At 67.6% G+C, this 19,877-nt stretch carries 18 protein-coding genes; 13 read left to right on the forward strand and 5 right to left on the reverse strand.

The window, feature by feature from the left end:
• Positions 1-149: 149 nt before the first annotated feature.
• The 7 genes from EGT50_RS01320 (at position 150) to EGT50_RS01350 (ending at position 10,077) form a co-directional block, all read left to right on the forward strand.
• Positions 150-1,544 (forward strand): MFS transporter, encoded by a 1,395-nt coding sequence (locus EGT50_RS01320; RefSeq protein WP_206615732.1) that lies wholly within the window; start codon positions 150-152, stop codon positions 1,542-1,544.
• A complete protein-coding gene (locus tag EGT50_RS01325) occupies positions 1,541-3,679 on the forward strand; it encodes a molybdopterin oxidoreductase family protein (RefSeq protein ID WP_127950810.1) in 2,139 nt (712 codons plus the stop codon). Before EGT50_RS01320 ends, EGT50_RS01325 begins: the two co-directional genes overlap by 4 nt.
• Complete coding sequence (locus tag EGT50_RS01330) at positions 3,676-5,187, forward strand: FAD-dependent oxidoreductase (protein ID WP_127950811.1); 1,512 nt, start codon at positions 3,676-3,678, stop codon at positions 5,185-5,187. The genes EGT50_RS01325 and EGT50_RS01330 overlap by 4 nt, the downstream gene beginning before the upstream one ends.
• Positions 5,184-7,724 carry a nitrite reductase large subunit NirB gene (gene nirB / locus EGT50_RS01335; protein ID WP_127950812.1) on the forward strand — a complete coding sequence of 847 codons (2,541 nt, stop codon included), beginning with the start codon at positions 5,184-5,186 and terminating at the stop codon, positions 7,722-7,724. Before EGT50_RS01330 ends, nirB begins: the two co-directional genes overlap by 4 nt.
• 63 nt (positions 7,725-7,787) lie before the next feature.
• The gene (nirD, locus tag EGT50_RS01340) at positions 7,788-8,210 is read left to right on the forward strand and encodes a nitrite reductase small subunit NirD (RefSeq protein WP_127950813.1); all 423 of its coding nucleotides are present in this window, start codon (positions 7,788-7,790) and stop codon (positions 8,208-8,210) included.
• Entirely contained in the window at positions 8,207-9,379 is a 1,173-nt protein-coding gene (locus EGT50_RS01345; protein ID WP_127950814.1) for a uroporphyrinogen-III synthase, read from the forward strand. The genes nirD and EGT50_RS01345 overlap by 4 nt, the downstream gene beginning before the upstream one ends.
• Positions 9,376-10,077 (forward strand): sirohydrochlorin chelatase, encoded by a 702-nt coding sequence (locus tag EGT50_RS01350; RefSeq protein WP_127950815.1) that lies wholly within the window; start codon positions 9,376-9,378, stop codon positions 10,075-10,077. The genes EGT50_RS01345 and EGT50_RS01350 overlap by 4 nt, the downstream gene beginning before the upstream one ends.
• On the opposite strand, the gene EGT50_RS01355 is transcribed toward EGT50_RS01350, so the two are convergent.
• Positions 10,056-10,862, reverse strand: a complete 807-nt coding sequence (locus EGT50_RS01355) for an acyl-CoA thioesterase domain-containing protein (RefSeq protein ID WP_127950816.1) — start codon at positions 10,860-10,862, stop codon at positions 10,056-10,058. The genes EGT50_RS01350 and EGT50_RS01355 overlap by 22 nt on opposite strands.
• A gap of 262 nt (positions 10,863-11,124) precedes the next feature.
• On the opposite strand from EGT50_RS01355, the gene EGT50_RS01360 reads away from it, so the two are divergent.
• The 5 genes from EGT50_RS01360 (at position 11,125) to EGT50_RS16940 (ending at position 15,074) form a co-directional block, all read left to right on the forward strand.
• Entirely contained in the window at positions 11,125-12,096 is a 972-nt protein-coding gene (locus tag EGT50_RS01360; protein ID WP_127950817.1) for a R2-like ligand-binding oxidase, read from the forward strand.
• Between the two features lie 228 nt (positions 12,097-12,324).
• A complete protein-coding gene (locus tag EGT50_RS01365) occupies positions 12,325-13,059 on the forward strand; it encodes an SDR family oxidoreductase (RefSeq protein WP_127950818.1) in 735 nt (244 codons plus the stop codon).
• Positions 13,060-13,205: 146 nt separating this feature from the next.
• Positions 13,206-13,901 (forward strand): GNAT family N-acetyltransferase, encoded by a 696-nt coding sequence (locus EGT50_RS01370; RefSeq protein ID WP_127950819.1) that lies wholly within the window; start codon positions 13,206-13,208, stop codon positions 13,899-13,901.
• A 235-nt stretch (positions 13,902-14,136) separates the two neighbouring features.
• Positions 14,137-14,871 carry an SDR family oxidoreductase gene (locus EGT50_RS01375; RefSeq protein ID WP_127950820.1) on the forward strand — a complete coding sequence of 245 codons (735 nt, stop codon included), beginning with the start codon at positions 14,137-14,139 and terminating at the stop codon, positions 14,869-14,871.
• A 38-nt stretch (positions 14,872-14,909) separates the two neighbouring features.
• Positions 14,910-15,074: a hypothetical protein gene (locus EGT50_RS16940; protein ID WP_164873321.1), complete on the forward strand. Its 165-nt coding sequence runs from the start codon at positions 14,910-14,912 to the stop codon at positions 15,072-15,074.
• A gap of 130 nt (positions 15,075-15,204) precedes the next feature.
• On the opposite strand, the gene EGT50_RS01380 is transcribed toward EGT50_RS16940, so the two are convergent.
• Positions 15,205-16,260, reverse strand: coding sequence for a class I SAM-dependent methyltransferase (locus tag EGT50_RS01380; protein ID WP_127950821.1), 1,056 nt, complete (start codon positions 16,258-16,260; stop codon positions 15,205-15,207).
• Positions 16,261-16,581: 321 nt separating this feature from the next.
• On the opposite strand from EGT50_RS01380, the gene EGT50_RS01385 reads away from it, so the two are divergent.
• Positions 16,582-16,935: a PLD nuclease N-terminal domain-containing protein gene (locus EGT50_RS01385; RefSeq protein ID WP_127950822.1), complete on the forward strand. Its 354-nt coding sequence runs from the start codon at positions 16,582-16,584 to the stop codon at positions 16,933-16,935.
• Between the two features lie 7 nt (positions 16,936-16,942).
• Here EGT50_RS01385 and EGT50_RS01390 read toward each other — a convergent pair whose 3' ends face one another.
• From EGT50_RS01390 to EGT50_RS01400, 3 genes are read right to left on the reverse strand one after another with little or no spacing between them, the layout of a single operon-like run.
• Entirely contained in the window at positions 16,943-18,715 is a 1,773-nt protein-coding gene (locus EGT50_RS01390; protein WP_127950823.1) for an NTP transferase domain-containing protein, read from the reverse strand.
• A gap of 43 nt (positions 18,716-18,758) precedes the next feature.
• Positions 18,759-19,055 (reverse strand): MGMT family protein, encoded by a 297-nt coding sequence (locus EGT50_RS01395; RefSeq protein WP_127950824.1) that lies wholly within the window; start codon positions 19,053-19,055, stop codon positions 18,759-18,761.
• Positions 19,056-19,063: 8 nt separating this feature from the next.
• Positions 19,064-19,840 (reverse strand): alpha/beta fold hydrolase, encoded by a 777-nt coding sequence (locus EGT50_RS01400; RefSeq protein ID WP_206615734.1) that lies wholly within the window; start codon positions 19,838-19,840, stop codon positions 19,064-19,066.
• Between the last annotated feature and the right edge of the window lie 37 nt (positions 19,841-19,877).

Here is a 19,877-nt window from a genome sequence, read left to right on the forward strand (position 1 = left end):
ACTGTTGACGGACGGGTCATCAGGGGCAGCACTGACGCAACACCCGCCTCTTACCTTTGGGTTTCCGATACAGGTAGGAGGCCCAGGTGACCACTCTCTCCGATCAGCCCAAACAAGGGCAGGACGCGCGCGCCGGTAAGGCACCCGTAGTGCGCGGGCACTACATCGAGCATTGGGACGCCGAGGACGTCGATGCCTGGGAAGCCGGCGGCAAGGACATCGCCCGCCGAAATCTCGTGTGGTCGGTGATCGCCGAACACGTCGGCTTCTCGGTCTGGTCGGTCTGGTCCGTGATGGTGTTGTTCATGCCGTTCGACGTGTACGGCATCGACGCGGCGGGCAAGTTCTTCCTCGTAGCGGTCCCGGCACTCGTCGGCGCGCTGCTCCGGATCCCGTACACGGTAGCTACGGCCCGCTTCGGTGGCCGTAACTGGACGGTGTTCAGCGCGCTCTTGCTGCTGGTCCCGACGCTGCTGACGCTGTGGCTCATGGTGAACCCGGGCGCGTCATACACGATGTTCATGCTGGCAGCAGCTACGGCGGGCGTCGGCGGTGGCAACTTCGCATCGTCGATGACCAACATCAACGCGTTCTACCCGCAACGACTGAAGGGCTGGGCGCTCGGGCTGAACGCCGGCGGCGGCAACATCGGCGTGCCGGTCATCCAGCTGGTCGGCCTGATGGTCATCGCGACCGTCGGCAACACCGAGCCGTACCTGGTGTGTGCCATCTACCTCGTGCTCATCGCTGTCGCGGCCGTCGGCGCGGCACTGTTCATGGACAACCTCGGCAACCAGAAGGCCGATCTGCGTTCGATGCTCGAAACGCTGCGGTTCCGTGACTCGTGGATCCTGAGCTTCCTCTACATCGGCACCTTCGGCTCGTTCATCGGGTTCAGCTTCGCGTTCGGTCAGGTCCTGCAGATCAACTTCCTCGCCGGCGGGGACACCCCGGCGCAGGCCTCGCTGCACGCCGCACAGATCGCGTTCCTCGGACCGCTGCTCGGCTCCATCTCGCGTCCGTTCGGCGGTCGACTCGCCGACCGAATCGGCGGTGGCCGCATCACCCTCTACACGTTCGGGGCGATGGTCCTGTCCACTGCGATCCTGGTCGTGGCAGGGTCGATCGACGACGCTACTCCCGGCGCCGCGTCTGGCACCGCCATGACGGCACTCATAGTCGGTTTCGTTGCACTGTTCGTGCTCTCGGGTATCGGCAACGGCTCGGTCTACAAGATGATCCCTTCGATCTTCGAGGCTCGCTCTAAGACGCTGGACGGTCTCGACGACGAGGGTCGTAAGGCCTGGTCGCGCAACATGTCGGGCGCACTGATGGGATTCGCGGGCGCGGTCGGCGGTCTCGGTGGAGTCGGGATCAACCTGGTGCTGCGGGCCTCGTACCTCAGCCCCGCCCAGTCGGCGACCACGGCGTTCTGGGTGTTCCTCGGCTTCTACGTCCTGTGCGCGGTGGTGACGTGGTTCGTGTTCGTGCGCCGCACTGCCGCCAAGGAGGGCGCCGGACAACCGATCGCGGTGAAGCCGTGACGTCCGCAGCACCCCTGGCCCCTGAGGCGGCGGCCGCTCCGACGAAGACCCACTGCCCCTACTGCGGGCTGCAGTGCGCCATGGCGCTCACGCCTGGCGGACGATTCGGGGTGAGCGTGAGCGGCCGCCAGTTCCCGACCAACCGCGGCGGGCTGTGCCAGAAGGGGTGGACGAGCGCAGAACTGCTCCGCCACCCCGACCGGCTCGAGACCCCGCTGATTCGGGAAGCCGGACAACTGCGGCCCGCGTCCTGGGACGAAGCGCTCGACCGGGTGGTCGACGGGTTTCGGGCCGCGCAGGCGGCCGGCGGCCCGGATGCGGTCGGGATCTTCGGCGGCGGCGGCCTGACGAACGAGAAGGCGTACCAGCTCGGCAAGTTCGCCCGAGTGGCACTGCGTACGTCGAACATCGACTACAACGGCCGGTTCTGCATGTCGTCGGCCGCCGGCGCCGGGATCCGTGCGTTCGGCCTGGACCGGGGGCTGCCGTTCCCGGTCTCGGATCTCACGTCCGCCAAGGCGATCCTGCTGGTCGGCGGCAACGTCGCCGAGACGATGCCGCCGTTCGTGGGTCATCTCACCGCCGCGGCGGAGGCCGGCGGGCTGATCGTTGCCGATCCCCGTCGGACTCCCACCGTCGAGCGTGCGCTTGCCGGCGGCGGGTTGCACCTGCAGCTCGCACCCGGCACGGATCTGCCGCTGGCACTGGGGATGCTGCACCTGGCGGTCACCGAGGGACACCTCGACCGCGAGTACGTCGACGCTCGTACCACCGGCTTCGACGACGCATGGCTCGCGGCGGCGCAGTGGTGGCCCGAACGTACCGAGCGCGTCACCGGGGTGCCGGTGGCGGCGATGCGTCGCGCCGTGGAGATCTTGTCTCGCTCTCGTCAATCCGACACCGGCGCCTACGTGCTCACCGCGCGCGGCACCGAGCAACACGCGACCGGTACCGACACCGTCTCTGCGTGGATCGGACTGGCGCTCGCGTTGGGGCTTCCCGGGCGACGGGGCAGTGGCTACGGCGCCGTCACCGGACAGGGCAACGGTCAGGGTGGACGTGAGCACGGGCAGAAGGCCGACCAGCTGCCCGGCTATCGCAAGATCACAGATCCTGCTGCCCGCGAACACGTTGCACAGGTGTGGGGTATCGACCCGGCCGAGCTTCCCGGGCCGGGGCGCAGCGCGTACGAACTGCTCGACGCGCTGGGCCAGCCCGATGGGCCCCGAGCGCTGATGGTGCACGGCGCGAACCTGGCGGTGTCGGCGCCGCGCGCCGGCCACGTCGTCGACCGACTGCAATCACTGGATCTGCTCGTGGTGTGCGACTTCCTGCTGTCGGAGACCGCGGCCATGGCCGACGTGGTGCTGCCGGTGCTGCAGTGGGCGGAAGAGGAGGGCACCATGACGAGCCTCGAAGGCCGGGTGCTGCGACGCCGTCGCGGCGTCGAGCCCCCCGGCGAAGCCCGCAGCGAGCTCGAGGTTCTGCAGGACTTGGCGATTCGTCTCGGGCAACCGGCATCCCGCTTCCCGACCGCGCCACGTGAGGTGTTCGACGAACTGCGGCGCGCGTCCGCGGGAGGCGTCGCTGACTACTCCGGCATTACCTACGATCGCCTGGAGACAGGAGAGGCGCTGCACTGGCCGTGCCCCGCGGTCGATCATCCGGGTACGCCGCGGCTGTTCCTGGACCGCTTCGCAACCGAGGACGGGCGCGCGCGGTTCACGCCGGTCGACCATCGAGGTCCCAGTGAGGAGCCCGATGTCGACTTCCCGTTGGTGGCGACCACGGGACGAGTTCTGGCGCACTACCAGTCGGGCGCGCAGACCCGTCGGGTGTCCGAGTTGGCAGAAGCTGCCGGACCGATGTTCGTGCAGGTGCATCCCGACACTGCAGCACGGGCCGGGGTGCGCGACGGCGACAACGCGGTGGTGCTCGGCCGCCGCGGGCGGGTCGAGGTCACGGTCCGGTGTGACGAGTCGATGCGGCTCGACACGGTGTTCCTGCCGTTCCACTTCGCCGGGGACGCTCGTGCGAATCTGCTGACCAATCCGGCGCTCGACCCGACGAGCCGGATGCCGGAGTTCAAGGTGAGTGCGGTCCGTCTCGAACCGCGTGTGGGGGTGGCGTCATGAGTACGCGTGTGGTGATCGTCGGCAACGGGATGGCCGGTGCCCGACTGGCCGAGGAGTTGCGTCGGCGCGAACGGGATTCGGAGCGAGTCGAGATCGTCGTGCTCGGGGCGGAGCCCCGGGCCGCCTACAACCGAATTCTGCTCTCCAACGTGCTGGCGGGCAGCATTACCGCCCGCGACATCCGGCTGCGTCCGGACGATTGGTGGGCCCGCAACGACGTGGATGTCCGTGTCGGAGTCCGGGCAACGGAGATCGACGTGGACGCGCGGATCGTGCGGTGCGACGACGGCACTGCGCTCGGCTATGACGAGATCGTCCTCGCGACCGGCAGCACCCCGTTCGTGCCGCCGATCGACGGCATGGCGGCCGACGACGAGCGTGTCGTCACGTTCCGGACGGTCGAGGACTGCGACCGCATCGCGGACACGGCTGGGCCCGGGTGTCGGGCGGTGGTGCTCGGCGGCGGCCTGCTGGGCCTCGAGGCCGCCCGCGGCCTGCTACTGCGCGGGGCGGACGTCACCGTCGTGCATCCCAACGACGTGCCGATGGAGCGTCAGATGGATGAGGGCGGCGGCAGGGTCCTCAGTGGCGTCCTGTCCGGCCTGGGGGTGCGGCTCCTGCTTCAGCGGCGAGCAGTTTCGTTGCGGCAGGGCGACACCGGCAGAGAGCTCGTCCTGGACGACGGCAGCACGCTGCCCGCCGACCTCGTCGTGCTGACCGCCGGCGTCCGGCCCGAGACCGACCTCGCCCGGGGCGCGGGAGTCGTCGTAGACCACGGCATCGTCGTCGACGACGCGCTCCGCACCAGCGCTCCGAACGTGTGGGCGATCGGGGAGTGCGCACAACACCGCGGCGAGGTGTACGGCCTGGTGCAGCCCGGCTGGGATCAGGCTGCCGTGGTCGCGGACCGGATCATCGGTGCCGACCCGGATGCCGAGTACGTCGGCACGCCGCCGGTCACCCGGCTCAAGGCGCACGACATCGACCTCGCCTCTATGGGTGACGTGACGGCCGACCTTTACAGCGCGGACCCACAGGACGACCGCGAAGTGCTCGTCGTCGCCGACCCGGCTCGCGGCCGCTACGCCAAACTCGTCGTCTCGGGCGAGCGGATCGTCGGCGCCGTGCTGCTGGGTACGCCCGACGTCGTCGGCACGATCACCCAGTTGTTCGACGCGGAACTACCGGTGCCGCAGGACCGAATGGCACTGCTGACGGGCCGCGGATCCGCGTCGGCGGAGTCCGCCAGCCCAGCCGGCATGCCCGGCAGTGCGGTGATCTGCCGCTGCAACTCCGTCACCAAGGCGAATCTGACGACCGCGTGGCGTGCGGGGGCACGTTCGGTGCCTGCGCTGGCGACCGCCACCCGCGCCACGACGGGCTGCGGGGGCTGCAGTTCGGCGGTCGAGGGCATCTGCGAGTGGTTGCGAACAGCCGATCCCTCGAGTGAGGCCGACGCCGACAACACAGACAACACCCGACCGGCACAGAAGGAAGGTGCGGCATGAGCGGACGGACCGCGATCGTAATCGGACACGGCATGGTGGGACACCGGTTCGTCGAGGCGCTGCGGGCGCGCGACGACGCCGACGCGTGGTCGGTGACCGTGCTGTGCGAGGAAGAGCTGCCCGCGTACGACCGGGTGGCGCTGTCGTCTTATGTCGGCTCGTGGGACGCGAAGGAACTCGCTCTGGCGGGCAACGGCTTCGTCGACGATGCGGCCGTCGACCTGCGGGTGGGCGTGCGCGCCGAGTCGATCGACCGCGCGGCGCGCACCGTCACGACATCGGACGGCGACGTCCTCGGATACGACGCGCTCGTCCTCGCGACCGGGTCGTACCCTTTCGTGCCGCCGGTGCCTGGACGAGACAACGATCATTGCTTCGTCTACCGCACCCTCGACGACCTCGACGACATCCGAGCGCGAGCCGAGGCGGCCGGCCCCGGGGCCGCCGGTGTCGTGATCGGCGGCGGGCTCCTCGGGCTCGAGGCCGCGAACGCGCTTCGGCAGCTCGGGATGGCGCCGCACGTCGTCGAGCACAACAGCCGGCTCATGCCGTTGCAGGTCGACGAGGGCGGCGGCGGGCTGCTTGCCCGGCTGGTCACCGATCTCGGGCTGACGGTCCACACCGGGACCGGGGTCGCGTCGATCGCGCCCGGACCGGCCGGGGTGCAGGTGGAGTTGTCCGACGGTGAGGTGATCGACGCGGGGCTGGTGGTGTTCTCGGCGGGCGTGCGCCCGCGCGACCAGCTGGCCCGTGACGCCGGCCTCGATGTCGCCGAGCGAGGTGGTGTCCTCACCGACATCGGTTGTGTCACATCCGATCCCGCCGTGTTCGCGGTCGGAGAGTGCGCCGCGGTCGAGGGCCAGTGTTACGGACTCGTAGCGCCGGGATACGCGACCGCGGAGGTCGTCGCGGACCGGCTGCTCGGCGGCGAGGCCGTGTTCCCGGGCGCCGACCTGTCAACCAAACTCAAGCTTCTCGGGGTCGACGTGGCGAGCTTCGGCGACGTGCACGCCACCACGCCCGGCGCGCTCGAGGTGGTTCTCAGCGACGCGGCGAAGGGGACCTACGCCAAGCTCGTCGTGTCCGACGACGCCCGAACCCTGCTGGGCGGCGTGCTCGTCGGCGACGCGACGGCGTACGGGTCGCTGCGTCCGCTGGTCGGGAGCGAACTTCCGGGAGACCCCGCGGCGCTCATCTCCCCGGCGGGCGAGAAGCCCGGTGCGGGCTCACTTCCCGACGATGCCCAGGTCTGCTCGTGCAATGCGGTCACCAAGGGAGAGATCTGCGCCGCGATCGCTGACGGCGCTAGCGATCTCGCCGCGGTCAAGTCGTGCACCAACGCGGGTACCACATGCGGCGGTTGCCTGCCCACCGTGAAGTCGCTGCTCGCGGCGTCGGGGGTGGAACTGTCGAAGGCGCTGTGCGAACACTTCACCCAGTCCCGGGCCGAACTGTTCGAGATCGTCCGCGCCACCGGCACCCGTACCTTCTCGGCGCTGATCGCGCGGTATGGCACCGGAAGCGGCTGCGACATCTGCAAGCCCGTCGTCGCTTCGATCCTCGCGTCCACGTCTGCGGACAACGTCGTCGACGGCGAGTCGTCCGGCCATGTCCTCGACGGCGAGCAGGCAGCGCTGCAGGACACCAACGACCACTTCCTCGCGAACATGCAACGCAACGGCACGTACTCGGTGGTGCCGCGGATGCCCGGCGGTGAATGCACCCCCGAACAACTCATCACGATCGGGGAGATCGCCCGGGACTTCGGGCTCTACCTCAAGGTCACCGGCGGACAGCGGATCGACCTGTTCGGCGCGCGGGTGGAGCAGTTGCCGCAGATCTGGCAGCGACTGGTCGACGTCGGGATGGAGTCGGGTCACGCATACGGCAAGTCCTTGCGCACTGTGAAGAGTTGCGTCGGGTCCACCTGGTGCCGCTACGGCGTCCAGGACTCGGTCGGTATGGCGGTGCGGCTCGAGAACCGATACCGCGGTCTGCGAGCGCCGCACAAGATCAAACTCGCGGTGTCGGGGTGCGCGCGCGAGTGCGCGGAGGCCCGTAGCAAGGACGTCGGTGTCATCGCCACCGAGAACGGGTGGAACCTGTACGTCGGCGGCAACGGCGGCCAAAGCCCGCGTCACGCGCAGTTGCTGGCCGGTGATCTCGACGACGAGACTCTCGTCCGCTACATCGACCGCTACCTCATGTTCTATGTGCGCACCGCGGACCGGTTGCAGCGCACCGCGCCGTGGGTGGAATCGCTCGAGGGTGGTCTCGATCACTTGAAGGCCGTCGTGTGCGACGACAGCCTCGGCATCGCCGACGACCTCGAAGCGGCCATGGCCCAGCACGTGGCCGGATACCGCGACGAGTGGGCGGGTGTGCTCGAGGACCCCGAGAAGCTGTCGAGGTTCGTGTCGTTCGTCAACGCGCCCGATGTGCCCGATCCCACAGTCGGTTTCGACGACTCCGGCCCGCGAAAAGTGCCGGTCATGATGGGCGTTCCGGACGTGCCGGGCCGCCGGCAGGAAAGGTAATCGAGGATTAACGCCGCCGAAACACCCCGACTTTTCAATGGACACAGCACAGGGAGGTCTGCGATGACAGTGATTGAAAGTCAGGTGTCCAGCGATGTCGGTGCCCACAAGGCGCCCGCGGTGGCCGAGGATCGGTACTGGACGACGGCTTGTATCCGGAGCCACCTCATTCCGGGACGCGGCGCGGCCGTGCTGCTCCCGGACGGCAGCCAGGTGGCCCTATTCCTGCTGGCCGATGGGAGCTTGCGGGCCGTCGGCAACATCGACCCGTTCGGAAGGGCCGCGGTGATGTCACGCGGGCTCGTCGGTGATCGCAACGGCGAGCCGACCGTCGCGTCGCCGCTGCTCAAGCAGGTGTTCTCGCTCGTCGACGGGCGCTGCCTCGACGACGAGTCGGTGCACCTACCGGTCTACCCGGTGCGGGTCGTCACGGAAGATGCTGGCGACTTCGTGCAGATTGGCACGATCCCGGTCGGGTCGCGATGAGCGGCTGGGGGCCGCCGAGCGGCGACGAGCTGAGAGGGTTCACTGTCGGGATCACGGCAGCGCGGCGAGCGGAGGAGTTCGCAACGCTGCTCACGCGCCGAGGCGCCGATGTGGTGCACGCGCCGGCCATCCGGATCATCCCACTCGCCGACGACACCGAGTTGGCTCGGGCCACCGAGGAGGTGATCGCGGACCCGCCAGATGTCACGGTTGCGACGACGGGTATCGGCTTCCGGGGCTGGATGGGTGTCGCGGACGGCTGGGGGCGGGCCGATCAGCTGTTCACCGCGCTACGCGCCAGCCGCATCCTGGTGCGCGGGCCGAAGGCCAAGGGAGCCGTACGTGCGGCCGACCTGCGGGAGGAGTGGTCCCCGGACTCGGAATCCTCGGCGGAGCTGCTCGACCACCTGCTGGCGGAAGGCGTCGAGGGGCGACGGATCGCGGTGCAGCTGCACGGTACGTCGACGCAATGGGAAACGGTCCCCGACTTCTGCGCCGTGCTGCGCGCGGCGGGCGCCGAAGTGATCGCAGTGCCGGTGTACCGCTGGATGCCCCCAGAGGACTACAACGCGGTGGATCGCCTGATCGAGTCCGTCGCCTCCGGTGCCCTGGACGCGCTCAGCTTCACGAGCGCGCCGGCGGTGGCGTCGATCCTGGAGAGAGCCGAGGAGACCGGCGTTCTCGAGTCGCTGTTGCAGGCACTCGACGGCACGGTGATGGCCGCCTGTGTCGGGCCGGTCACGGCCGCGCCGCTCGAGGCTGTTGGGGTTCGCCCGACCACTCCCGGACGGGCGCGGTTGGGGTCGCTGGCTCGGCAGATCGCCGATGAGTTGCCGCGCCGGGCCGCCCAGGTGCGGGCCGGTGGCCACGACCTGAGTGTGCGTGGAAACTGCGTCGTCGTCGACGGTGAGGTCAAGCCGCTCTCGCCCGCAGCGATGGCGCTCGTGCGCCGATTGGCGGAGCGGCCGGGCCTGGTCGTCTCCCGCACGGACCTGCTCGCGGCACTTCCGGGCGGTAGCGAGGACCCGCACGCGGTCGAGACGGCCATCGCTCGCCTTCGCAGTCACCTCGGTGTGCCGAAGGCCGTGCAGACCGTTGTGAAGCGGGGCTACCGACTGGCGCTGGAACCAGCGGAGTACGAGCGAGTGCTCGAGGGGAGTCGGGCGTGAGTCGCGCAGAGTTGGTTCTCGTCGCGCACGGCACGCGCAGCCAGGCCGGCGTCGAAACTGTGGCAGCGCTGGCCGACGCGGTCGCCGACCGCGTCGGGCCCGTGCGTACGGCGTTCGTCGACGTGCTGGGCCCGTCACCGGCCGAGGTGCTGCGCGATATCGACGGTCCCGCGGTGCTCGTCCCGGCTTTCCTGGCGTCGGGCTATCACGTCCATACCGACGTGCCGCGCGGCGTGATCGACAGCGGCCACCCTCGCGTGTCCGTCACGCGTGCACTCGGACCACACCCGTCACTGGCGCGGGTTCTCGAGCAGCGCCTCCGGGAATCTGGTTGGCGGCCGGGAGATTCCGTGGTCCTCGCCGCGGCGGGTTCCTCGGACCCGCGAGCCCGTCATGATGTCCGCCGCGCCGCGGCGATGCTGTCCGCGCGGGTGCAGCGCGAGGTGCCGGTGGCCTACATCGCGACCGGTACGCCGACGGTGCCGGATGTGGTGCGGCAGTTGCGGTCGGCGGGGGAGCGTCGCGTGTTCGTGGCGTCGTACCTGTTGGCACCGGGGCTCTTCCACACCCGGCTCGCTCAGTCCGGGGCCGACGGTGTCACGGCACCGCTCGGAACGCACCGCGCGGTCGTCGACATCGTCGCCTCTCGGTACCTGCTGGCGGCCCCGCGCGTGGATCAGTTCGAGAACTCGATCTGACGCGCCGCGTTCGACAGCGCGCTGACGACGCACGTGCCGATCGGGCCGAGCCGATCGAACATGGTGGTGGAGCCGACCGAGATTCCGTCGATACTGAGGTGGTTGTCGGCCTCGAGACCGATCTCAGGGCCCTCCGGGAGCCGGGAAAGCGCCAACGTCAGGTCGGCATTGATGAACCCGATACCCGCGGTGCCCCAGTTCGTCATCAGGCTCGTCGCCTCGCCCACCATCGCGGCCCGCACGAACGGAGACGGCTCTTCGCCTGCGATGACAGGAATCTGGTACTGCCACATGCGCTTTCGGCTCGCGCCCTGGTGATCGGTGAATGACGACGACCAGCCACCCGGATGAGCGTCGCTGCCGATCCATGGAACGGACGGTGCCTGCAATGGTTGGAGGACGTCGAGCGGTGGAGGCTGAGGGCTCTCCGGCCGGGTCCACAGCTCACCCGGTGGTTGCGTCGAACGCCGCAGGAACACCACCGAAGCGCGGGCAACGACCTGGCCGTTCTGGACGGCCTCGGCGTCGGCGACACGGATACGGTTGCCGTCGCGCACACTCCGCGTGACGACGTCGAGTCGTTGGGCGCGTGCCGGTGCGAACAGATCGACGGTCAGCCGCGCGGGAACGAACCCTTCCGCACCGTGCGCGTTCTCGACGGCACGGGCGAGGATGCCGCACAACGCCGGTCCGATGATCATGTCCGACGACCAGCGACTGATACCCAGCGGAAGCGGGGTGAAGCCCTCGCCGTCGCGGGTGAGGAACCCGACCGATTCGTTCATGCGCACCTACTTCCCGAGCACGTTGTCGGCCACCAGGTGGTCACCGCTACTTACCGCAACATACGACATTGCCTTCGGCGACCGACATCGCCCTCCGGGCGGAGATGCTCGCGCGTGTCGGTGCGCGGGAAGTGCGCCCGATCGGCATCGTGCCGGATACGGTGAGTAGAGATCGGGCACGCCGGGACGACCGTCGCATTCTGGTCCAGCACTCGAGGCGTGCGAGACAGCTGTCGACGCAGGCCGGGAGGAAGGTACCGAGATGACCATGACACCAGTCGACCGACAGGGCTTCAGCAGTTTGCGCCAGGGTGGACTCAACTGGGATGCCTTCCCCTTGAGGTTGTTCCTCAAGGGCAACGCGAAGTTCTGGAATCCCGTGGACCTGGATTTCACGAAGGACGCCGAGGACTGGCACGCGTTGAACAGCGAGGAGAGGCGTAGCGCGACCTACTTGTGCACGCAGTTCCTCGCCGGTGAGGAAGCTGTGACCGAGGATATCCAGCCGTTCATGAAGGCGATGGCAGCGGAAGGCCGGTTCGGCGATGAGATGTACCTGACGCAGTTCTGCTTCGAGGAGGCGAAACACGTCCAGGTGTTCCGCCGCTGGATGGACGAGGTGGGTCTCGATGGTGACCTGCATCCGTTCGTCGCCGAGAACCCCCATTACCGCACCCTTTTCTACGAGGAGCTGCCCAGGTCGCTTCGCTTGCTCGAGTCCGATCCGAGTCCGGCCAACCAGATCCGGGCCTCCGTCACCTACAACCACGTCATCGAGGGCAGCCTCGCCCTGACTGGGTACTACGCATGGCAGCGGGTGTGCACCGAACGCGGAATCATGCCCGGCATGCAGGAACTCGTCCGTCGGATCGGTGACGACGAGCGACGGCACATGGCGTGGGGCACGTTCACTTGCCGTAGGCACGTTGCCGCCGACGACAGTAACTGGGATCTCGTCCAGGAGCGCATGGGTGAGCTCCTTCCGCACGCACTGAACATGATCCAGTGGGTGAACGAACAGTTCGAGGAGCCGCCGTTCGGGATCGCGCCACAAGACTTCCTCGACTACGCCGCCGACCGCGCGCAGCGGCGTCTCGGCGCGATCGAGTCCGCCCGGGGTCGACCCGTCGAGGAGATCGACCTCGACTACTCGCCTGAGACACTCGAAGACACGTTCGGTAAGGAGGACGAGGCGGCAATCGCAGAGGTCGCCCCGGATTCGGCGTCCGCGTGAGCTCGGTCTCCCCTTCGGGATCGTTTGACAGCCAATACAATTCCCTGTCCACCGTCTGCGGTGCTCTCTGCTGTACCGCGAGATTGCGGCGGTGGCATGCATCTCGGCCTTACGGTGACGTACGACACGGTGTGTCACTATTCTGGGCGCTGCCCCGTCCTTGTCGATGAAGTGATCGTCGGCTGCCCGCGCATTGCCGTGCCGGGCGGGTGAAAGGAGTTGGGGTACATGAGGCTTGCGGTTGTTGGTGGAACCGGGCTGGTGGGGTCGAAGGTCGTCGCGCGTGCGCGGCAGGCGGGTGTCGACACCGTCGTCGTCGCCCGCTCCACGGGGGTTGACTTGATGACCGGCGACGGGCTCGATGCCGCGCTGGCAGGGTGCGATGCCGTCGTGGACGTTTCGAACAGGACAGTGATGCGAGCGCGTCCAGCTGTCCGGTACTTTTCGCGAGCCGCGGCGAATCTGGTTGCGGCCGCCGAGCGTGCCGGAGTCGGTCACCTGGTCACATTGTCGATCGTCGGGATAGACGCGATCGACTTCGGCTACTACCTCGGGAAGCGCGCACAGGAGGATCGTGTGCGCGCCGGTGCGGTTCCGTGGACCATCGTCCGTGCAACACACTTCTTCGAGTATCCCGAACCGCTGCTGGCGTCGAAGTCACCAGTAGTCGCCATACCACGGATTCTGTGCCAGCCGGTCGCCGCCGACGACGTTGCGGAGTTTCTGGTGCGGACTTCGCAGCACAATCCTGCACGGGGAACAGTCGAGATCGCGGGGCCGCGGCAAGAGCAGGTGGTCGACATGGCACGCCGGATCGTCGCCGCACGGCAGCTGCGCCGACTGGTGCTGCCGGTCACGATGCCCGGGAAGGCTGGAAGAGCGATGGCTACGGGCGGCCTCATCCCACAGGGGAACTATCTGAGGACCACAAAATCGTTCGACGAGTACGTTGCCACCCTCTGATCAATTCTTCGGCTTCCACTCGAGCCCGACCTCCGGCTGCCGGGTTGCCTGACAGTCGGGCCGACTCCACGTTCGCGGCCTGGCGTTGCGTTCTCTCGCACCGCTAGGCTGCGACGGCGCGAACCGTGAACCTCTATAGTCCCGTCATGGATCAGATCTCAGAGTTGGACCGATTCGACCCGGTGCAGGATCCTCGGCCGGCCGACGAGCCCTGGCCGGAGCTGATCTGGCCGATCTCCCCTGATACGGAGCTGACCGGCGATGTGGTGCAGTTGAATTCGATCGATCCGACTGCTGATTCGGCTGAGTTGTTTCGGGCCCTCGATCACGACGACGTGTGGTCTCATGTGCCTGGACGTCCCCGTGATCCTCAGGATTTCGCGGAGATCCTGAGCTCCCGCCACACTCTGCCCGAGTGGAACACATGGGTTGTCCGCACACGGCGCGCGATAGCAGGCCTGCCCGCGGGCGCCATCGTAGGCACGAGCTCGTATCTCGACGTGAGCGTGCACGATGCGCGCCTGGAGATCGGCTACACGCTGTACACGCCCGCAGTGTGGTCCAGCTCGGTGAATCCGGAGACCAAGCTGCTGCTCCTGGGGCATGCGTTCGACGCCCTTCACGCGGGCCGCGTCCAAATGAAGACGGACACCAGAAACCACCGCTCACAGCAGGCCATTGCCCGGCCCGGGGCCCAGTATGAAGGAACTCTGCGGCGTCATTTTCGGCGATCCGACGGCACCGTCCGCGACTCGGTCATCTTCTCGGTCAGCGCGGAAGACTGGCCGGACGTGCGTCAACGTCTCACATCGAGGCTTCGATCCCCACTCTCGGCGAAGTGATGCCGATGTGCACCCCGCCAGGGGACCCGATGGTTGCTCACACAGCCGACACTCACTGAACTCGACCTCACGGCCGACCACCGCACTCGCCAGGAGCTGTCGCCGAGGAGATGGCGCCCCCGGTGAAGTACGACACAGTCTGTCACTCTTCGGTGCGCTACCCCGTCCTTGTCCATGAAGTGGCTTACGTTGCTCCCGGACTGTCGTGCCGGGCGCGTGAAAGGAGTTGGGGAACATGAGGCTTGCGGTTGTTGGCGGAACCGGGCTGGTGGGGTCGAAGGTCGTCGCGCGTGCGCGGCAGGCAGGTGACGAGACCGTCGTCATCGCCCGCTCCACGGGCGTTGACTTGATGACCGGCGACGGCCTCGATGCCGCGCTGGCGGGATGTGATGCCGTCGTGGACGTGTCGAACAAGATGACCATACGAGCACGGCCAGCTGTCCAGTACTTCTCGCGAGGAGCGGCGAACCTGGTTGCGGCCGCCGAGCGTGCCGGCATCGGGCATCTTGTCACCCTGTCGATCGTCGGGATAGACGCGATCGACTTCGGCTACTACCTCGGCAAGCGCGCCCAGGAGAAACGTGTCCGTGCCGGTGCGGTTCCGTGGACCGTCGTCCGTGCAACGCAGTTCTTCGAGTTTCCCGAGCCACTGCTGGCATCGAAGTCACCGATAGTGGCCGTTCCGCGGATGCTCTGCCAACCGGTCGGTGCCGACGACGTGGCGGAGTTTCTGTTCCGGACTTCGCACAACGATCCTGCACGGGGAACGGTCGAGATCGCGGGCCCGCGGCAGGAGAAGATGGTCGACATGGCACGCCGGATCGTCGCCGCACGGCATCTGCGCCGACTGGTGGTACCGGTCACGATGCCCGGGAAGGCTGGAAAGGCGATGGCTACGGGCGGCCTCATTCCCCAAGGCGACTATCACAGGACCACAACATCGTTCGACGATTACCTAGCCGCCCTCTGATCATGTCGGAGCAATCCGATCCGGCAGAATCACCGGCGGTGCCGAACTTACTCGGGACGGTGCTGTGGTGGGCCACCCTGATGCTGGTTGTCGCCGTGGTCCCGGCCTTTGCCGCACTTGTCTTGATGGGGTCGGTGACCCTCGCGGTGACGATCGGCCTGATGAGCGCCGGTGGCGTCAGCCTCGCGGCGCCGATGATCTGAGAGATGTGTCGAGGCGGCCGTGCCGAACGGCGTATCCCATCAATACAATTCGTCGGACGCGTTGGTGCCGCTCGACGGTGCCGGCCTTGGCGATTTCGGCCGACGCGACCAACCGGGTTGGGTGTCCGACTCACTTTCTCGCGATGTAGTAATTGTTCACCAGGTCGGATTCGATCTCCGCAACCTGTACTTCCCCGAAGCCGGCTTTGGTGAGCATCGATTCGGCCAGTTGCCGACCCCACGCGGCCCCGAGCCCGGCCCCGTCGAGGGCCAGCGAAACGCTCATGCAATGCATCGCCGACACCGTGTAGAAGTAGGTCCTGAGCGGGACGCCGACGTTGTCTTCGAGCCGGCTCGAGGCCTTGATGTCGACCATCAGGAACACGCCGCCGGGTCGTAGCGCGCGATAGATATTGGCCAGCACCTGGTCCGGTTTCGCCTGGTCATGGATGCTGTCGAAGGCGGTAATAACGTCGTAGGCATCAGTGACGTCGAGGGCGGCCGCGTCCGCTTCCTGGAACGTCGCATTGGCCAAGCCCAGCCGAGTCGCTTCGGCCGCCCCCGCCGAGATTCCCTCCGGCGAGAAGTCGATCCCGACGAACCGGCTACAGGGATAGGCTTGGGCCATCACGTTTATCGCATGTCCACTACCGCAACCGATATCCGCCACGTCGGCGCCGGTCCGCAGCCGTTCCGGCAGGCCTTCGGCCAACGGCAGGATCACGTCGATGAGCGCGGCGTCAAACACCTCGCCATTCATCTCGGCCATCAGCTTGTGGAAGCGTGGATATTCGCTGTAGGGCAGGCCGCCCCCGGCACGGAAGCAGCCGACGATCTTCTGCTCGATTTCTCCCAGTAACGGGATGAACTGTGCGAGTCGCGCGAGGTTGTCCGGCCCCGCGGCTCGGGTCAGCACCGCCGCGTGGTTCGGCGGCAGCAAGTAGTGCTCGGTGGTGCTGTCGTAATCGACGACGCGTGCGGTGACCATCCCGCCCAGCCACTCCCGAACATAGCGTTCGTTCAGACCGGCAGCGCGCGCGATGTCCGCGCTGGTGGCCGGTTCGAGACCGGCGAGGGTGTCGAAGAGTCCGGTCTGGTGCCCGATACTGGTCAGGATCGCGGTGCTGGCAGTGTCGACCACGTCCATCATTCGCTCGGCGAATTGCTCGGTGCTGTCTCCAGCCATGGCACTCATTAAACACCTCACAACTGGGCTAGACCACCAACGTCGGAGTGCCGATGCGTTGGCTCTGAAAAGTGCAGCAGCACAAGGGAAAGCGAATGATCGCGAAAGAAGGAGATCTTGGGTGATCGACAATCCGACCGCGCGGCTCTTGAAACTTCAAACGCTGATAGCGGATGGTCGGCCGCGAACACCCGCATTCGTGCAGCAGTCGAAGTTGCGACACTGCGTCCAGGTTGGTTTCATCGATGGGACGTATGCGGTCGGGGAGTTACTGGTCGGTAAGTCCCGGAGCGGGACAGAAACGGGGGAGGGTCGGCGTTCGTGCCGTATTTGGGTCTGATCGTGATAATCCTGGGCGTCGTCTGCCTGGTGGATGTCATCGTCGCGGAGGAGCATGCCGTGCGGAACCTCCCTAAGGTCGCATGGGTGGTCGTCGTCCTGTTGATGCCGTTGATCGGGTCGGCGTTGTGGATCGTCGCCGGACGTCCTGCGGGTGGCTTTGCTCCGCGGCGACCTCTCGCACCGCCGTCGGGTTTCCCGGAGTACGACCGTCCGGGTCGACACGTCGCGCAGCGCTCCGAGGAGGATGAGGAGTTCTTGCGCCGATGCCGAGAGCGGGCGGAGGAGCAGAGGCGTATCGCCCGTGAACAGCGTCAGAACGACCCTAACGCCTGACGGTGAATCAGTTGGGTAGAGAAAGCAATTCGACCACTTGGCCATCAACCGGGTCGGGTGGGAGGAGTGCAAGCGCCTCTCGGTCGATCAGCCCAGCCAGATGAGCTGTGCGGACGACGGTGTCGGCGCGCCACGTGCCGTCCGACCGTCGGGCAACGGGAACTATCCGCGTGATAGGCGCCCCGGCCTCGGCCGCATTGACCACCACGCCGGTCTCAGGCGTCGCGGGTGTCCGCGCCGTCAGTCCATCGACGATCGCGGGCATCACCGTCAGCAATGTCGCCACCGCGGCGAGCGGATTCCCGGGCAGTCCGAGCACCACTCGCCCGTCCGCCAGCACCGCCGTCACCTGTGAACCACCGGGTCGGCACCGGACCCGTCCGACGATGATCCTGGCCCCTGCCCGCGCCAGCGCGTCGCGGAGTTGGTCGGCCGCGCCGGCGCCGGTTGCCCCGACCACCACGATCACGTCCGTGTCCCGGATATCGCGCAGCAATGCATCGAAGCTGTCGGCGGTGTCTCGTAGATGAGCAAGAGCGATGGTCCGAACGCCTAAGTGACGCAGCACATCCGGCAGTACCGGCCCCAGAGAGTCGCGCGTCTGACCGTCCCGTAGCGGCCCGTCTCGACGAATCTCGTCACCCGTCACCACGACGTGGGCGCGCACCGGTCCACGCACGGAAGCCTCCGTGATCTCGGCACTGGCCGCTGCCGATACCACCGCCGGCGTCACCGACACACCGGACGGCGCAAGATGGTGCCCGGGCTGCCAGTCCTCGCCGCGTCGTCGCATGTCGTCCCGGTCCGGGATATCGCTGCATGGTTGGATCACGGTGGTTTCGGAGTCGGGCGACACCTCCACGTGCTCGTCACGGATCACAGCGGTTGAACCGCCGGGAACCTGCGCGCCCGTTGCGATCCGCACCGCTTCACCGCTCGAGAGGTGCAACTCGGTGGGCGAACCCGCATAGTGGATCTCGGTCCGCAGCCGCCACGGCCCTGGGCCGGCCACCGCGTATCCGTCCATGGCTGAGACGTCGAAGCGGGGTAGCGCCTCGGCTGCGACGAGCGGGCCGGCGAGTGCGGCTCCGAGTGTCTCGGACAACGGCAGGTCGCGGACGGGCAAGGGCAACAGTGACTTCCGAATCTGCGCGCGAGCCTCGTCGACATCCATCGGTCCCGGCACCTGGATCGCCCGAGCACGCTCGACGTCCTCGGCGGTGTCACAGTCGGCGATTCCCGATACCGCGAGGGTCGCGTAGCGCTTCGGCACCAAGGCCTTCATGGGCTGGTTCTCTCGGCCGTCCAGAGCGCTGAGCACGCCGACGAGGGCCGGTCGCCGCCAGACACTCAGCAGGAACTGCATCCTTCCGGTTTCGTCGACCGCGAACGAGGCCTCGGCCTCCGGGTCGTCACCGAGCCGAGCCACCAGGTCCGCCACGGTCGCCCGGTCGAGGACGGGCAGATCGGCGGCCAGGACGACGACGAGGCCCTCCCTGGAATCACCGCCGGAATCGCCGATGGTGGCGAGGCCTGCAGCGAGTGCGGCCACGGGTCCTGAGCCTGCCGGGGTCTCCTGGGTCTGCTCGACCCGATCCGGTAGTTCGTCCCGATGCGGCCCGACCACCACGACACGGTCACAGCCGTCGACCGCGGCTAGGGCGGTGTCGAGCATCCGACGCCCACCCACCACGATCGCCGGTTTGTCGACGCCGCCCATCCGCGTCGCGCGTCCACCGGCGAGAATGATCGCGTCGAGACGGGTGCCGAGAGTGCTCATGGCTCAATGCTGCCGTATTCGGTGTCCGTGTGTGAGGGGCCGATCAGAAACGGTGACGTGCCCGCGCCAGATCGACGCGTCCGTTGCGAATCGGCACACCCTCGAGTTCGAGTCTCGCCAACTGTCGGTCCGCGAGGTGCGGCGCCGGCCGGCCGGACGCGCCCAGCACCCGATGCCAGGGCAGGTCGGCGGTGTCGGTGCGCATGATCCAGCCCACCGTGCGGGGGCTGGAAAGCCCAGCCGCAGCGGCGATGTCGCCGTAGGTGGCCACGCTGCCGGACGGGATCGAAGCAACCAGGTCCCGGACACATTCGATCTGCTGCTCGCTGGTCGCGGCCATCGCGTCCCCTAGAGCAGCGTGCGGACGAGGGTAGCGACGTCGTCGGGTCGGGCGTGCGCAACCATGTGGCCGCAGTCGAGGTCGACGATCGTCAGATAATCTCCCAGATGCTCGGCCAGCGCGGCCCGGAACTCAGGCGTCACGTACGGCGGCTGCACCCGAAGCCCCTGCACCAGGACCGTCGGGGTGCCCGCGGGTGGGAGGACGAAGTCGCGGGCGAGCTCACCGAACGAAGCGACGACCGCGGGAATCGACATGCGCCAGCCGACGCGGCCACCCTTGAGTTCGACGAGGTGCTCGGCGAGATCAACGTCGAGCGCCTCCGTCGGAACGTCCGCCCACGAGTTGTGCACCTTCTCCGATCGAGCTTCCGCGATGTCGGTGTAGTCGGGGTGCGCCACGGTCAGTTCGGCGATCCGCCCCATGTTCTCCGGGTCCAGGCCGATAGCCGGGTCGAGCAGAACGATGCCGCGGATCCGGTCGGGTACGGCGCGTGCGAGGTGCAAGGCGATCGCGCCGCCGTACGAGTGAGCCACAACGACCACGGGGCCGGTGGCATGCTCGTCGAGGACCCGGATCAGGTCGCTGACGTGTGTATCGAGGCCCCACGGCGGGCTCCACGGTGAGCGGCCGTGTCCGCGCAGATCGGGGGCGATCAGGCGGGTGTCACTCAACTGGTCGTTGCCGAGGGCCTCCCATCGGCGGCCGTGTCCCGTGAGCCCGTGGAGTGCGAGAACCTCGGGTGCTCCGGGCGTACCGAACAAGTAGGTGTGGAGACCGCGCATGGGCTTCATGATGCCGGATCGTCGCGTGTCGGACTCA

This window comes from Rhodococcus xishaensis, from assembly GCF_004011825.1.
Taxonomy (GTDB): domain Bacteria; phylum Actinomycetota; class Actinomycetes; order Mycobacteriales; family Mycobacteriaceae; genus Prescottella; species Prescottella xishaensis.